Origin of the sequence: Amorphus coralli DSM 19760 (genome assembly GCF_000374525.1) — a bacterium.
Classification (GTDB): domain Bacteria; phylum Pseudomonadota; class Alphaproteobacteria; order Rhizobiales; family Amorphaceae; genus Amorphus; species Amorphus coralli.
The window spans coordinates 286,009-300,932 of record NZ_KB894573.1 but is presented as its reverse complement, the minus strand read 5'-3'; the positions used below and the strand labels follow the sequence as shown (position 1 = coordinate 300,932).

The window sequence follows — 14,924 nt, the reverse complement described above, 5'->3', positions numbered from 1 at the left end:
TTTTCCGCCCGCATCCCACGCCGGCGCGATCGGGCGCCCATCCGGTCGAATTCCGGGGTCAAGCAAGCCGTCGTGCCGGGTCCGGTGCGGCGGCTTCTTGATTTTCGGCGCCCCGACGCCCTATTGGAGTTCGCCAGCCGGCCGGACGGCCGCTCCGGCACCAGTCGAAAGACTGCCGGGGAGGAAAGTCCGGGCTCCATGGAAACACGGTGCCGGGTAACGCCCGGCGGGGGTCACACCCCAGGGAAAGTGCCACAGAAAGCAAACCGCCGGCCGCCGCGCCGGCAAGGGTGAAAGGGTGGGGTAAGAGCCCACCGCGGGACTGGCAACAGGACCGGCATGGTAAACCCCACCGGGAGCAAGACCGAATAGGAACGGTGCGGCCGGCCGTCAGGCCGTCCAGTCTGTTTCCAGACCAGCCGTTCGGGTAGGTCGCGTGAGGCGCCCGGCAACGGGCGTCCCAGAGGAATGGCCGTCACGTGTCCGGATCGCTCCGGACGCCTTACAGAACCCGGCTTACAGGCCGGCTGGCGCACTCAATCCAATTCCGCCTCGTCGCGTGTCCCGGCCTGGGCACGCCTGGGCTGCGCCCCCATCCGGGCGCCTCCGCCGGCGATCCGGCGTGGACCCTTCCTTAACGCCTCATCGGTCATCCTGACCGGACGAGCCGGCGGGCCTTTGCGTCCGGCCCGCGTCCGAGGCCAGGTTCGCGTCCCCGATAAAAATCCTTTCCAATCAAGGGGATGGCCCGGTTCCGGAACGCCCCGCAACCGCGAGCGTGCTCCGGAAATACGGGGTTGCGCCGGTCGAATCACAAGCGCCGAGTGGGGCTTGAATCCATGTGAATCCATTGACGCCCATATGACTCCATGCTACCCCAAATCCACCCGGTCGATGGGGCGAGCGACGGCGTCCTCCGCGGGTGGGGTTTTGGTCTGCTGCGATGGGTGATCGGGGCGGCCGGGGCCGTGCCGGCATCGGAAAATCGCTAGGGGCGAACATGGCCCGGTCGAAGGCCCGCGAGACGGAATGCGAGAGGGCCGATGCACGGGTTCGTGTCCCACTACACGAACAGGCTGGACTCCAAGGGCAGGGTGTCGATCCCGGCAGCCTTTCGCGCCGTGCTGACCCGCGACGGGTTCGACGGGCTGTACTGCTTTCCCTCGCTCTCCCAGTCGGCCGTCGATGCCGGCGGGAACGGGCTGTTGAACGAGATCCAGAGCCGTCTCGACGGCATTCAGCCGCTCTCGCCGGAGCACGACCTCGTGTCGACGGCGCTGTTCGGCATCAGTGAAATCCTGAAGGTGGACGGAGAAGGTCGGGTGACGTTGTCGGATACGATCAAGGCCCATGCCGGCATCACCGACCAGGTCGTCTTCGCCGGCCTTGGCTACAAGTTCCAGATCTGGGAGCCCGGCCGGTTCGCCGAGCACCGCGCCGAAGCCATGCGGCGGGCGCTGGGCATGCTCAGCGACACGCCGGCGCGCGAGGGGCGCGCGTGATGGCCCCCGATACCACCCCGCAAGACCGCTCGATCCATCTTCCCGTGATGCGCGACGAGGTCGTGGAGCGGCTCGCGCCGGCGCCCGGCGACGTCATCATCGACGGCACGTTCGGCGCCGGCGGCTACACCACCGCACTGCTGGAGGCGGGCGCCACCGTCATCGCCATCGACCGCGACCCCGACGCCATCGTCCGGGCCGAGGCCATGGCCGCTCGATGGGGCGACCGGCTCATCGTCGCGCCGGGCCGCTTCGGCGCGCTCGACGAGCATGCGAGCGAGCGCGGCCTGTCATCGGTCAACGGCGTGGTGCTCGACGTGGGCGTGTCCTCCGTCCAGCTCGACACGGCGGAGCGCGGCTTCTCCTTCCGGAACGCCGGTCCGCTGGACATGCGGATGGGGCTCGACGGCCCGACGGCGGCCGATCTCGTGAACACCGCGCCGGAGCGCGCGCTGGCACAGATCATCGCGCGCCTCGGCGAGGAAAAACGCGCCCGCGCCGTGGCCCGCGCCATCGTGCAGGACCGGGCCAAGGCGCCGTTCGAGACCACGGACCAGCTGGCCGACCTGATCGCGCGGGTGGTTCCGTCCGCCCGCGACCAGATCCATCCGGCAACGCGGACCTTCCAGGCGCTGCGCATCTACATCAACCGCGAGCTCGACGAGCTGGCCGACGCGTTGGGCGCGGCGGAGCGGATCCTCGGCGAGGCGGGACGGCTGGTGGTCGTCGCCTTCCACAGCCTGGAGGACCGCATCGTGAAGCGCTTCCTCGCGGACCGCACACGGGTGCGGCCCGGGGGTTCCCGCCACATGCCGGAGACCGATATTCCGGAGCCGACGTTCAGCCTGGTGTCGCGCAAGCCGGACCTGCCCGGCGAGGCCGAGACGCGGCGCAATCCGCGCGCCCGTTCCGCCCGTCTGCGCGCCGCGATCCGAACCGCTGCGCCGGCGCGCCCGGTCGACCCAAGGGTGCTTGGGGTTCCCCTCGTGCCCGAACTGGAAGGGTGGGGCGCATGACCGCATACCGGCTGCTGATCACCATTCTCGCCATCGGCGTGCTGTTCACCGCCTCCGCGGTCTTCGCCATCAAGAAGGACGCCGAGCGCGCAGCCGAGCGCGCGGGCCGTCTCAAGTCCGAGATCGTGGCGGAGAAGGCGCGCATCAGCGAACTGCGCGCCGCCTGGAGCGTGGCCGACGATCCCGGCCGGCTGCAGCAGCTCGTCGACCAGCACCAGGACCTGCTCGATCTGCAGCCCATCGAGGCCCGACAGATCGGCTCGATCCAGGATATTCCGCGCCGTCCCCCGATGCCTCCGGTCGATCCGTTCGACGGATCGGCGGACGCGGGATCGGACCAGGGACGCAAGGAGGCCATGCAATGACCGGTCGCAGAGACAAGGCCGACAAGACCCGGCGTGCCCTCAATGCGGGTGCCATGCGCGAGGAGCGCGGCCGCGGCCGCATCGTGCTCGCCATGTCAGCCTTCGTTATCGCCTATGCGGTGATCGCCGGACGGCTGGTGACGCTGGGCCTGGCGGAAGAGCGTCCGAACGTCGCCTACCAGACGGCGCAGGAGGCGGTTGCCGCAGCGCGCCCCGACATCGTCGACCGAAACGGCGAGATCCTCGCCACCGACCTGTCCACGGCGTCGCTGTACGCCGAACCGCGCCGGCTTCTCGACGTGGACGAGGCGATCGAGTCGCTGGGCACCGTGATGCCGGAGCTCGCCACCGCCACGACCCGTCGCCGGCTCGCCTCCGACGCAGGCTTCGTCTGGCTGAAGCGCGAGATCACCGAGGAGCAGCGCGACCGCATCCACGTGCTCGGCGTTCCCGGCATCGACTTCCTGACCGAAAATCGCCGCTTCTATCCCGGCGGCGCCCTGGCCGGTCATGTGCTCGGCCTGGTGGATGTCGACAATGTCGGCATCGCGGGGCTGGAGAAATACATCGACGACAACGGGCTCGCCGCGCTTCACCAGGCCGGTCTCGCCCGCACGGGTGAGGATCTCGCACCGGTCCGCCTCTCGCTCGACATCCGTGTCCAGCACGCCGTGCGCGACGAGCTGATGCGGTCGCTGGAGCGCTACCAGGCGATCGCCGGGATCGGCGTCATCCTCGACGTCCACACCGGCGAGGTGCTGGCCATGTCGTCGCTGCCGGACTACGACCCGAACCAGCCCGGCCAGGCGCTCGACAAGGACCGGATGAACCGGGCGACCGGCGGCGTGTTCGAGCTGGGCTCGGTGTTCAAGACCTTCACCACGGCCATGGCGCTCGACAGCGGCAAGGTGAAGATGACCGACAGCTTCGACGCGCGGCGTCCGATCCGGGTCGGCGGCTACACGATCAACGACTTCCACGGCACCAACCGGGTTCTGACGGTGCCGGAAATCTTCGTGCACTCCTCCAACATTGGCACCGCGCACATGGCGCTGAGCGTCGGCGTGGATGCGCAGAAGGAGTTCCTGAAGCGCGTCGGTCTGCTGGAACCCATCAAGACCGAGCTGCCGGAGGTGGCCAGCCCCATCCTGCCGCCGCGCTGGTCGGACCTGGCGGCCATGACGATCTCCTTCGGCCACGGCGTGTCGGTGAGCCCGATGAACGCGGTGGTGGCTACCGCCGCCCTGATGAATGGCGGCAATCTCATCCAGCCGACCTTCTTCCCGCGCACCCGCTCCGAAGCGCTGGCAACGGCGAAAAGCGTTATCTCCCCGCGCACCAGCATGGAGATGCGCGAGCTGTTCCTGAAGAACGGCAAGGAGGGCTCGGGCCGCAAGGCACAGGTCGAGGGTTACCGCGTCGGCGGCAAGACCGGCACGGCCGAGAAGGTCGTCAACGGCCGCTACGTCGGCAGCAAGCGCCTCAACAGCTTCCTTGCCTCGTTCCCGATGGACGATCCCCAGTATGTGGTGCTGGTCGTCATCGACGAGCCGCAGCCGGAAGAGGGCAAATATTACGCGACGGCCGGCTGGAACGCGGCTCCGACGGTGGCGAACATCGTGCGCCGCGTGGCTCCGATGCTGGGCGTGCAGCCGAAGTTCGAGGACCCCGACGCGGAAACGCTGGTCGTCTCCTACGACAACCGCTGAGCGGGCAGGCGTCGCCCGCAGGACACACGTTCAGGATGGATGGGGCCGCGCTCCGCGGGGCTGCATTTTCGCTTCGGCGAACATGGTAAACGAGCCGGCAATATTTCCGGTTCAAAGTGATTCGTAGTTCCGGCGGGGCGCGGCATGGCAGCGCGCGGCACCGTCATGTTCAAGGGAAAGACAGATGCGGCTGCAGGACCTGGCCCCGGACCTCGATCTCGGCACCGCCGGCGGTGTCGCGATTTCGGGTCTGACGGCCGACAGCCGCAAGGCCGGTCCGGGCATGCTCTTCGCCGCACTGCCGGGCAGCAAGGTGGATGGTGTCCGCTTCGTTCCGGACGCCGTGGCGGCCGGAGCCGTGGCGGTCCTTGCCGCACAGGACGCCGAGCTGCCGGCTTCGCTGTCGGTTCCAGTGGTGCGCGATGCCGACCCGCGCCGGCGGCTCGCCCTGATGGCCGCGCGGCTTGCCGGATCCCAACCCGACATCACGGTCGCCGTCACCGGCACGGCCGGCAAGACCTCCGTCGCCGCGTTCGCCCGCCAGATCTTCGCCCGGGCCGGCCACAAGGCGGCCAGCGTCGGAACGCTGGGGATCGTGACTGATGCCGGCACGCACTATGGCGGGCTGACGACGCCCGATCCGGTGGCGCTGCACGAGGACCTCGCCCAACTCGCGGGGGAGGGGATCACCCACCTGGCCTTCGAGGCGTCCAGTCACGGCATCGATCAGCGCCGCCTCGACGGCGTGGCGATCAAGGCGGCCGCCTTCACCAACATCGGCCGAGACCATCTGGACTATCATCCGACGGTGGAAGCCTACCTGGCGGCCAAGCTGCGGCTGTTCGAGACGTTGCTGCCGGATGACGGCATCGTGGTGCTCGATCCGCTGTCACCGGGCGCCGAGGCCGTGACCCGTGCCGCCAAGGCGCGTGGGCTCACCACCTTCACCGTCGGCCGCGCGGGCGCGAACCTGCGGCTGATGGACGTGACGACGGAAGCGGCCGGCCAACGCCTGACGGTCGAGGCCGGCGGCGGCTCATACGAGGTCGACCTGCCGCTTCTCGGCGGTTTCCAGGTGGAGAATGCGTTGCTGGCAGCCGGCCTTGCCATCGCCGTTGGCGTGCCGGTCGACGTGGCGCTGGATGCGCTTTCCGGTCTGGAAGGCGCGCCCGGCCGGCTCGAGCTGGTGGCGCGGACCGACAACGGCACCTCGATCTTCGTCGACTATGCCCACAAGCCGGACGCGCTCGACACCGTGCTGCAGACGCTGCGCGAGATCGCGGACGGCCGTCTTTTCGTCGTCTTCGGTGCGGGTGGCGATCGCGACACCGGCAAGCGGCCGCTCATGGGCGCCGTGGCCGACCGGCTCGCCGACGTGGCCATCGTCACCGACGACAACCCGCGGTCCGAGGATCCTGCCGCGATCCGCTCCGAGATCCTGGCCGCCGCGCCCGGCGCGCGGGAAATCGGCGACCGCCGCGAAGCGATCCGCACCGCCATCGGCGAACTCGCCACGGGTGACGTGCTGGTCGTCGCGGGCAAGGGTCACGAGACCGGCCAGATCGTGGGCGGCGTCACCCATCCCTTCTCCGATCACGAGGAGATCCGGGCCGCGCTGTCGGGTGCTTCGCTGCCCGCGACGGGAGCCGGGTCGCGTCCGGAGGGGACTTCGCTGTGGACGGCCGGCGCGATCGCGACCGCTGCCGGAGGCGACCTCCTGGGCGAGGATCGCCCGGTCACCGGCATCTCGATCGATACGCGCACGCTCAATCCCGGCGATGCGTATTTCGCCATTCTGGGCGACCGCTTCGACGGCCATGCCTTCGTCGACGGCGCGTTCGAAGCCGGCGCAGCGACGTCCGTCGTGTCCGACGGACGCGCCCCCGGCGAGGGCCAGACGCTGGTCGCCGTCGGCGACGTTCTGGAGGCGCTCGGCGACCTGGGACGCGCCGCACGGGCACGATCGCAGGCCGGAATCGTCGCCGTTACCGGCAGCGTCGGGAAAACCGGAACCAAGGAGGCACTGCGCAAGGCGCTTTCGGCTTCGGGGCCGACTCATGCATCCTCGGCATCCCACAACAACCACTGGGGGGTTCCGCTGACCCTCTCCCGACTGCCGGCAGACAGCGCGTACGGCGTCTTCGAAATCGGCATGAACCATGCCGGCGAGATCGTGCCGCTCACCGGCATGGTGCGGCCGCACGTGGCGGTGGTGACCACCGTCGGGCCGGTGCACATCGAGTTCTTCGGCTCGGTGGAGGCCATCGCCCATGCCAAGGCGGAGATCTTCCAGGGGCTGGAGCCGGGTGGTGTCGCCGTCGTCAATGCCGACGATGCCGTGACGTCGGTGCTGCGCGAGGACGCGACCAAATGCGGCGTGGAGCGCATCGTCTCCTTCGGGACGGCGTCCGACGCCGACGTCCGCCTTCTTGAAATGGATGCCGGACCGGAGCGCTCCACCGTCGTCGCCGACGTATTCGGCCGCCGGGTGCGCTACGTTGTCGGGGCGCCGGGCCGGCATTCCGCGATGAATTCGCTTGCCGTGCTGGCCGCGGTCGACCTGCTGGGGGCCGACGTGCAGGCGGGCGCCGCGGCGCTGGCCGAGCTGGAAGCCGGGACAGGGCGCGGCAAGCAGACGGTGCTCGCCGCCAATGGCGGCACGATCCGGCTGATCGACGACGCCTTCAACGCCAACCCGTCCTCCATGCGCGCGGCCTTCGATACGCTGGCGCTGACGCCCACGGGCGCGGGCGGACGCCGCATCGCCGTCCTAGGCGACATGTTCGAACTGGGCGAGAACGCGCCGGCCTTCCACCGCGACCTGGCCGGCCCGATCGAGGCGGCGGGCATCGACCGCGTCTTCTGTTCCGGACCGCTGATGCGGGTCCTCTTCGACGCCCTGCCGACGGCGCTGCGCGGCGCCTATGCGGGCACGGCCGCCGACCTGGCGCCGTTCGTCGCGGACGCGGTTTCGGCCGGGGATGTGGTTCTGGTCAAGGGCTCCAAGGCGAGCCGGATGACCGAAGTCGTATCGGCGCTGCTTGAGCACTACGCGCCCCTTTCACACAACACGCAGGGCTGAGGGACCGTATGCTCTACCTACTGGGCGATCTTTCCGGGCAGATTCCAGGCCTCAACGTCTTCCGCTACATCACGTTCAGGACCGGCGGCGCGCTGCTGACGGCGCTGTTCCTCGTGTTCCTGTTCGGGCCGCGCATCATCGCGAGCCTGCGCGTGCGCCAGGGCGGGGGTCAGCCGATCCGCGCCGACGGGCCGGCCAGCCATCTGATGACCAAGAAGGGCACGCCCACCATGGGCGGCCTGATGATCCTGTTCGGGCTGCTGGCGGCGACGCTTCTGTGGGCGGACCTCTCAAACCCCTACGTCTGGATGGTGCTGCTGGTCACGCTGTCCTTCGGGCTGATCGGCTTCTACGACGACTACCTGAAGGTGACCAAGGCGACGCATCGCGGCTTTTCGGGCCGGATCCGGCTGCTGCTCGAAGCGGTCATCGCCGGAGCGGCCGCCGGGATCGTGGCCTATATGGGCGAAGGCCGGCTCGCCACGGCGCTGGCGCTGCCCTTCATCAAGGACTTCGTCATCAACCTGGGCCTGTTCTTCATCCCGTTCGCCATGCTGGTGATCGTGGGGGCGGGCAATGCGGTGAACCTCACCGATGGCCTCGACGGGCTGGCCATCGTGCCGGTGATGATCGCCGCGGGGTCGTTCGGCGTCATCGCCTATCTGTGCGGCAACGCCGTCTTCGCCGACTACCTGCAGATCCATTTCGTGGCGGGCGCGGGCGAACTTTCCGTGCTGTGCGGCGCGGTGATCGGCGCGGGCATCGGCTTCCTCTGGTTCAACGCGCCTCCGGCGGCGATCTTCATGGGCGACACCGGCTCGCTGGCGCTCGGCGGCATGCTGGGCTCCATCGCGGTGGCCACCAAGCACGAGATCGTGCTGGCCATCATCGGCGGCCTGTTCGTGCTGGAGGCGGTGTCGGTCATCATCCAGGTCGCCTCCTACAAGCTCACCGGCAAGCGCGTCTTCAAGATGGCGCCGATCCACCACCATTTCGAACAGCTCGGCTGGACGGAGCCGCAGGTCGTGATCCGCTTCTGGATCATCGCCGTGGTACTCGCCCTGATCGGCCTGTCCACCCTGAAGCTGCGCTGAGGAGACGGCTGCGTGACCCGTTCCAACCCCAGGGCGATGACCGGCGACCGGCGCCTCGCGACCGCGGGAGGCGGCCGATGATCCCGGTTTCCACGCTGTCCGGGCGCAAGGTGGCGCTGTTCGGGCTCGGCGGATCGGGCCTGGCAACGGCGCGCGCGCTGGCGGCCGGCGGCGCGTCGGTCACGGCATTCGACGACAATCCGGAGACGGTGGCGAAGGCGGCCGCCGCGGGCATCACCACCGGCGACCTGAAGGTGCTGCCCTTCGAGGACTTCGCCGCGCTGGTGCTGGCGCCGGGCGTGCCGCTGACCCACCCGCGACCGCACTGGAGCGTGATCAAGGCGCAGGCCGCCGGCGTGCCCGTCATCGGCGACGTGGAGCTCTACGAGCGCGAGCGGGCCGCCCGCGCGCCCGGGGCGCCGCTCGTCGCCATCACCGGCACCAACGGCAAGTCGACGACCACCGCGCTGACCGGCCATCTTCTCAACGCCCTGGGCACGCCCGCCCATGTCGGCGGCAACATCGGCATCCCGGTGCTGGAACTGCCGGAGCCGTCCACGAGCGACGTGGCCGTGGTGGAGGTGTCCTCCTATCAGGTCGACCTTGCGCCGGGGCTCGCGCCCACCGTTGGCGTGCACCTGAACGTTTCCGAGGATCATCTCGACCGGCACGGGACCATCGAGCACTACGCCTCCATCAAGGAGCGGGTGGTGGCGCGGGCCGGCACGGCGGTGATCGGCGTCGACGACGCGTTCTCGCTGGCGATGGCGGAACGCCGGGAGGCACGGGGCCTTCCCACGCTGCGCGTCTCCACCGTCGGACCCTTGGCGACCGGCGTGTTCGCCGAGGGTACCCGGATCGTGCTGGCGCGCGACGGCGCGCAGGAGACCATCGCGGATCTCGCCGACATCGGCAGCCTGCGCGGACGCCACAACGCGGAGAACGCGGCCGCCGCGCTCGCGGCGCTGGCGGCGCTGGGGCATGACCCGCGCGAAGCGGCCGCGGGGCTGGCGAGCTTCCCGGGGCTTGCCCACCGGCTGGAGCAGGTGGGCCGGTGCGGACGGGTGCTGTTCGTCAACGATTCCAAGGCGACCAACGCGGACTCCACCGAGCGCGCGCTGTCGAGCTTCGAACGGATCTACTGGATCGCCGGCGGCCGGGCGAAGACGGGCGGCATCGAGAGCCTGGCCGGCCTCTTCCCGCGGGTGGCCCGCGCCTACCTGATCGGCGAGGCGGCGGAGGAATTCGCAGCGACGCTGAAGGGGCACGCCGACGCGGTCCTGTGCGGCGACATGGAGACGGCGGTCGCCCAGGCCGCTGCGGATGCGGCGGCGGACGATGCGGCGGAGCCAGTGGTGCTCTTGTCGCCGGCCTGCGCGTCGTTCGACCAGTACGCGAACTTTGAAGTCCGAGGCGCTGCGTTCAAGGCGCGGGTACTTGCTCTTCCCGGCATCGAACGGAGGGTCGCCTGATGGTTTCACGCGCCGATCGCAGCACGATTGCCGAATGGTGGTGGACGGTCGACCGGCTGATGCTGGTCGCGCTGGTGTCGCTGATGGCGGGCGGCGTGCTTCTGTCCTTCGCGGCAAGCCCGCCGGTCGCCGAAAGGCTCGGCCTGGCGAGCTACCATTTCGTCATCCGGCAGGCCTTCTTCGCCATCCCCGCGCTGGCGGTGATGATCGCGGTCTCCTTCCTGCCGGTGCGCAAGGTGCGGCGGTTGGCGCTGATCCTGTTCGCGGTGATGCTGATCGCCACCATCGCGACGCTGTTCATCGGCGACGAGGCCAAGGGCGCCCGGCGCTGGATCTCCATCTTCGGCTTCTCGCTGCAGCCGGCTGAGTTCCTGAAGCCCGCCTTCGTGATCCTGACGGCCTTCCTGTTCGCCGAGGGCGGCAAGCGGCCGGAGCTGCCCGGCAAGCTGTTCGCAGTGCTGCTGCTCGCCATGGTGGTCGCACCGCTGGTGGCGCAGCCGGACTTCGGCCAGACCATGCTCATCGCCATCGTCTGGTGCGCGCTGTTCTTCCTGGCCGGGATGCCATGGAAATGGGTGGTGTCGCTGGGCTTCATGGGCGCCGGCGGGCTGGTGCTCGCCTACATGAACCTTCCGCACGTGGCTGCCCGCATCAACCGGTTCCTGGATCCCGCCTCCGGCGACACCTTCCAGGTCGACACGGCGATCGAATCCTTCGTGCGCGGCGGCTGGTTCGGCCAGGGGCCGGGCGAGGGGACCGTGAAGCGCATCCTGCCGGACTCCCACACCGACTTCGTCTTCGCCGTCACGGCGGAAGAGTTCGGCGTGGTGATCTGCATCCTGATGGTGACGCTGTTCGGCTTCGTGGTGCTGCGCGGGCTGTCGCACGCGCTGCGCATGCACGATGCCTTCACCCGGCTGTCCGTCTGCGGGCTGATCGTCCTGTTCGGCGTCCAGAGCATGATCAACATGGGGGTGAACCTCCACCTGATGCCGGCCAAGGGCATGACGCTGCCGTTCATCTCCTATGGCGGCTCGTCGCTGATCGCGGTGGCGCTGGGCATGGGCTTCGTGCTGGCGCTGACCCGCCGCCGCCCGCAGACCGTTCACATCGGCCCGTTCGCTCCCGAGGCGAGCTACGCCACGCCGCGTCCGGCGTAGGCAAGACGAGACGGCTAGAGCCATGCGCGCAACCATCCTCCTGGCAGCCGGCGGTACCGGCGGGCACCTGTTTCCCGCCGAGGCGGTGGCGCACGAGCTGGCGCGCCGCGATCTTGCCGTCGAACTCGTCACCGACGAGCGCGCCGAGCCGTTCCGCGCCACCTTCCCGGCGCGCGAAATGCATGTCGTGTCGTCCGCCTCCGCCACCAGCCGCATGTCGCCGGCGGCGATGGCGCGGGCCATGACGCGCCTCGGCGGCGGGTTCATGCAATCGGTGGGCATCATCCGCCGGGCGAAGCCGGCGGCCGTCGTCGGCTTCGGTGGCTACCCGACCCTGCCGCCGGTGATCGCGGCCCGCGTGCTGGGGCGTCCGGCCATCGTGCACGAGGCGAACGCGGTGCTGGGCCGGGCGAACCGTCTCCTGTCGCGATTCGCGCACGTGGCGGTCGCCTTCCCGAACGCGCGTGGCCTGGCGGCGGGTTCGGAGCCGCCTTTCCACAGCGGAATGCCGGTGCGGCCGACGGTGCTGGACGCGGCGCGCACGCCCTACGAGACGCCGACCGCCGATGGGCCGTTCAACCTGCTCGTCTTCGGCGGAAGCCAGGGTGCGCGCGTTTTTTCCGAGATCCTGCCGCCGGCGGTGTCGGCGCTGCCCGCCGCGCAGCGCCAGAGGCTGCGCATCGTTCAGCAATGCCGACCGGAAGATCTCGACGCGGTCCGCGCCGCTTATGGCGAAGCCGGTGTCGATGCCGAACTCGCGCCTTTTTTCTCCGATCTTCCAGGGCGCATCGCGGCGGCGCACCTGGTCATCGGGCGCTCCGGCGCGTCCACCGTCGCCGAACTCGGCACCATCGGCCGGCCGGCGATCCTCGTGCCGCTGCCGCATGCGCTCGACCAGGACCAGAAGGCCAACGCCACGGCGTTTTCGGAGGCCGGTGGTGGCTGGATGGCGGAGCAGGCGGAGCTCACGCCGGAGCGGCTCGCCAGCGACCTTGAACCCCTGATGGCGGACCCGGCTCGGCTTGCCGGCGCCTCCGCCGCGGCGAAGGCCATGGCGCAGCCCGATGCGGCCGCGCGGCTCGCCGACTACGTCGAAACCGTCGCGGGGCTCGGCCCGGCCGGCGGATACAAAAAAGGACACGCGGAATGAAGCTGCCAACCGACATCGGACCGGTCCACTTCGTCGGCATCGGTGGCATCGGCATGAGCGGCATTGCCGAGGTGCTCGACAATCTCGGCTACACGGTGCAGGGCACCGACATCGCCGAGAACGCCAACGTGAAGCGGCTGCGCGAGCGCGGCATCCGCATCGAGATCGGCCATGACGCCAAGCACCTCGGCAACGCCACCGTGGTGGTCGTGTCGTCGGCGGTGAAGCGCGACAATCCCGAGCTGATGGCGGCCCGGGCGCGGCTCTTGCCGGTGGTGCGGCGGGCGGAAATGCTCGCCGAGCTGATGCGTCTCAAGCAGTCGATCGCGGTGGGCGGCACCCACGGCAAGACGACCACTACCTCGCTCGTTGCAACGCTGCTGGAAGCCGGCGGCCTCGATCCGACCGTCATCAATGGCGGCATCATCAACTCCTACGGCACCAACGCCCGCCTCGGCGACGGCGAATGGATGGTGGTGGAGGCGGACGAGTCCGACGGGACCTTCGTCAAGCTGCCGGCCGACATCGCGCTGGTCACCAACATCGACCCGGAACATCTCGACCACTACGGAACCTTCGAGCGCGAGCGCGAGGCCTTCCTGCAGTTCGTCGAGAACGTGCCCTTCTATGGCTTCGCGGTGATGTGCCTGGACCATCCCGAGGTGCAGTCGCTGATCGGCCGCATCGAGGATCGCCGCATCATCACCTACGGCGCCAATCCCCAGGCCGACGTGCGCTTCGCCGACGTGAAGTCGGAGCGCGGCACCAGCCGCTTCGACGTGCATCTCTACGACCGGGTGACGGGCCGGGAGGAGACAATCGCGGATCTCGTGCTGCCCATGCCGGGCCTGCACAACGTCTCCAACGCGACCGCCGCCATCGCCATCGCCGACCGGCTGGGCATCGGCGGCGAGGCCATCCGGGCCGGCCTGCAGGCATTCGGCGGCGTAAAGCGGCGCTTCACCCACACCGGTACCTGGAACGACGTCGACATCTTCGACGACTACGGCCACCACCCGGTGGAGATTTCCGCGGTGCTCAAGGCGGCGCGGGCCTCCACCAAGAACAAGGTCATCGCCGTCATGCAGCCGCACCGCTATTCGCGGCTGCACTCGCTGTTCGACGAGTTCTGTTCCTGCTTCAACGACGCCGACGTGGTGATCATCGCCGACGTCTACACGGCCGGAGAGAGCCCCATTCCGGGCGCCGACCGGGACGCGCTGATCGCCGGCCTGCGGACCCGCGGCCATCGCAACGTGGTGGCGCTGGAAGGGCCCGACGCGCTGGCGAAGATTGTGGCATCTCACGCCAAGCCGGGCGACTTCGTGGTCTGCCTGGGGGCAGGGTCCATCAGCCAGTGGGCGAATGCCCTGCCGCAGCAGCTCGAAGCGCTCCCGTCTTCGGGGGATGCATGAGCGGACATGACATCCTCGAGGCGCTTGGACCGACGCGCTCGGAGATCCGCGGGGTCCTCGAGCCGGACCGGCCGCTCGCCGACATCGCGTGGTTTCGCGTCGGCGGGCCGGCGGACCTTCTGTTCCAGCCGGCCGACGAGGCCGATCTCGCGACCTTCCTGGCGGCGTTGCCGGGGGACATCCCCGTCATGCCCATCGGGCTCGGTTCGAACCTGCTGGTTCGCGACGGTGGCGTCGAGGGTGTCGTCGTCCGTCTGTCGGCGCGCGGGTTCGGCAAGGTGAGCGTCGAGGGTGACCGGGTGCGCACGGGGACGGCCGTCCCGGACGTGCGGCTTGCCAAGGCGGCGGCGGACGCAAGCCTGCAGGGTCTCGCCTTCTATCGCGGCATTCCCGGCGCAGTCGGCGGTGCGCTGCGCATGAACGCCGGCGCCTATGGCGGGGAGACCAAGGACCGGCTGGTCGAGGCGCGGGCGGTCGACCGCTCGGGCGCCGTTCACGTCCTGTCGAATGCCGATTTCGGCTACGCCTATCGTCACTCGTCGGTGTCGCCCGACCTGATCTTCACCGAAGCGCTCTACCAGGGCGAACCGGGCGACCGCGAAACCGTTCTCGCCCAGATGGCGCAGATTACGGAGAGCCGCGAGGCGACACAGCCGGTCAAGAGCCGCACCGGTGGTTCGACCTTCAAGAACCCGGAAGGCGGCAAGGCCTGGCAGCTCGTCGACGCCGCCGGATGCCGCGGCCTCCGGATTGGCGGCGCACAGGTGTCGGAGCTTCACTGCAATTTCCTGCTCAACACCGGCGAGGCCACCGCCACCGACCTGGAGCGGCTCGGCGAGACCGTGCGCGCCCGGGTGCTGGAAACGTCCGGCGTCCGCCTGGAGTGGGAAATCAAGCGCATCGGCCGGTTCTCCGAGGGCGTGACCGTTCCCGAGTTCACCGCGTTCGAGGAGGCGTGA

The 14,924-nt window shown here is 69.5% G+C and carries 11 protein-coding genes and 1 other RNA gene; all 12 read left to right on the top strand.

Translation table 11 applies throughout. The features are described 5' to 3' along the window. The first annotated feature begins 133 nt into the window (after positions 1 to 133). The 12 genes from rnpB (at position 134) to murB (ending at position 14,924) form a co-directional block, all read left to right on the top strand. Positions 134 to 535, top strand: an RNA gene (gene rnpB / locus C507_RS22445) — RNase P RNA component class A. 508 nt (positions 536 to 1,043) lie between these two features. Further along, positions 1,044 to 1,502, top strand: coding sequence for a division/cell wall cluster transcriptional repressor MraZ (locus C507_RS0112130; RefSeq protein WP_018699972.1), 459 nt, complete (start codon positions 1,044 to 1,046; stop codon positions 1,500 to 1,502). Then, on the top strand, positions 1,502 to 2,518 hold the full coding sequence (gene rsmH, locus C507_RS0112125) for a 16S rRNA (cytosine(1402)-N(4))-methyltransferase RsmH (protein ID WP_018699971.1): 1,017 nt from the start codon (positions 1,502 to 1,504) through the stop codon (positions 2,516 to 2,518). Before C507_RS0112130 ends, rsmH begins: the two co-directional genes overlap by 1 nt. Beyond that, positions 2,515 to 2,883, top strand: a complete 369-nt coding sequence (gene ftsL, locus C507_RS21190; protein WP_018699970.1) for a cell division protein FtsL — start codon at positions 2,515 to 2,517, stop codon at positions 2,881 to 2,883. The genes rsmH and ftsL overlap by 4 nt, the downstream gene beginning before the upstream one ends. Beyond that, positions 2,880 to 4,592 carry a peptidoglycan D,D-transpeptidase FtsI family protein gene (locus C507_RS0112115; protein ID WP_018699969.1) on the top strand — a complete coding sequence of 571 codons (1,713 nt, stop codon included), beginning with the start codon at positions 2,880 to 2,882 and terminating at the stop codon, positions 4,590 to 4,592. The genes ftsL and C507_RS0112115 overlap by 4 nt, the downstream gene beginning before the upstream one ends. A 184-nt stretch (positions 4,593 to 4,776) precedes the next feature. Further along, positions 4,777 to 7,674 carry a UDP-N-acetylmuramoyl-L-alanyl-D-glutamate--2,6-diaminopimelate ligase gene (locus C507_RS23615; RefSeq protein WP_018699968.1) on the top strand — a complete coding sequence of 966 codons (2,898 nt, stop codon included), beginning with the start codon at positions 4,777 to 4,779 and terminating at the stop codon, positions 7,672 to 7,674. Between the two features lie 8 nt (positions 7,675 to 7,682). Beyond that, the gene (gene mraY / locus C507_RS0112105) at positions 7,683 to 8,768 is read left to right on the top strand and encodes a phospho-N-acetylmuramoyl-pentapeptide-transferase (protein ID WP_018699967.1); all 1,086 of its coding nucleotides are present in this window, start codon (positions 7,683 to 7,685) and stop codon (positions 8,766 to 8,768) included. Between the two features lie 77 nt (positions 8,769 to 8,845). Continuing rightward, positions 8,846 to 10,240 (top strand): UDP-N-acetylmuramoyl-L-alanine--D-glutamate ligase, encoded by a 1,395-nt coding sequence (gene murD, locus C507_RS0112100; protein WP_018699966.1) that lies wholly within the window; start codon positions 8,846 to 8,848, stop codon positions 10,238 to 10,240. Next, positions 10,240 to 11,400, top strand: a complete 1,161-nt coding sequence (ftsW, locus tag C507_RS0112095) for a putative lipid II flippase FtsW (protein WP_018699965.1) — start codon at positions 10,240 to 10,242, stop codon at positions 11,398 to 11,400. Before murD ends, ftsW begins: the two co-directional genes overlap by 1 nt. 22 nt (positions 11,401 to 11,422) lie before the next feature. Beyond that, the gene (murG, locus tag C507_RS0112090; protein WP_018699964.1) at positions 11,423 to 12,550 is read left to right on the top strand and encodes an undecaprenyldiphospho-muramoylpentapeptide beta-N-acetylglucosaminyltransferase; all 1,128 of its coding nucleotides are present in this window, start codon (positions 11,423 to 11,425) and stop codon (positions 12,548 to 12,550) included. After that, the gene (gene murC, locus C507_RS0112085; protein WP_018699963.1) at positions 12,547 to 13,965 is read left to right on the top strand and encodes a UDP-N-acetylmuramate--L-alanine ligase; all 1,419 of its coding nucleotides are present in this window, start codon (positions 12,547 to 12,549) and stop codon (positions 13,963 to 13,965) included. The genes murG and murC overlap by 4 nt, the downstream gene beginning before the upstream one ends. Continuing rightward, positions 13,962 to 14,924 (top strand): UDP-N-acetylmuramate dehydrogenase, encoded by a 963-nt coding sequence (murB, locus tag C507_RS0112080; RefSeq protein WP_018699962.1) that lies wholly within the window; start codon positions 13,962 to 13,964, stop codon positions 14,922 to 14,924. Before murC ends, murB begins: the two co-directional genes overlap by 4 nt.

What these genes read in the sequence shown, in the direction of transcription:
- C507_RS0112130 (WP_018699972.1), top strand. Translation starts at nt 1,044, where the DNA reads ATGCACGGGTTCGTGTCCCACTACACGAACAGGCTGGACTCCAAGGGC.
- rsmH (WP_018699971.1), top strand. Translation starts at nt 1,502, where the DNA reads ATGGCCCCCGATACCACCCCGCAAGACCGCTCGATCCATCTTCCCGTG.
- ftsL (WP_018699970.1), top strand. Translation starts at nt 2,515, where the DNA reads ATGACCGCATACCGGCTGCTGATCACCATTCTCGCCATCGGCGTGCTG.
- C507_RS0112115 (WP_018699969.1), top strand. Translation starts at nt 2,880, where the DNA reads ATGACCGGTCGCAGAGACAAGGCCGACAAGACCCGGCGTGCCCTCAAT.
- C507_RS23615 (WP_018699968.1), top strand. Translation starts at nt 4,777, where the DNA reads ATGCGGCTGCAGGACCTGGCCCCGGACCTCGATCTCGGCACCGCCGGC.
- mraY (WP_018699967.1), top strand. Translation starts at nt 7,683, where the DNA reads ATGCTCTACCTACTGGGCGATCTTTCCGGGCAGATTCCAGGCCTCAAC.
- murD (WP_018699966.1), top strand. Translation starts at nt 8,846, where the DNA reads ATGATCCCGGTTTCCACGCTGTCCGGGCGCAAGGTGGCGCTGTTCGGG.
- ftsW (WP_018699965.1), top strand. Translation starts at nt 10,240, where the DNA reads ATGGTTTCACGCGCCGATCGCAGCACGATTGCCGAATGGTGGTGGACG.
- murG (WP_018699964.1), top strand. Translation starts at nt 11,423, where the DNA reads ATGCGCGCAACCATCCTCCTGGCAGCCGGCGGTACCGGCGGGCACCTG.
- murC (WP_018699963.1), top strand. Translation starts at nt 12,547, where the DNA reads ATGAAGCTGCCAACCGACATCGGACCGGTCCACTTCGTCGGCATCGGT.
- murB (WP_018699962.1), top strand. Translation starts at nt 13,962, where the DNA reads ATGAGCGGACATGACATCCTCGAGGCGCTTGGACCGACGCGCTCGGAG.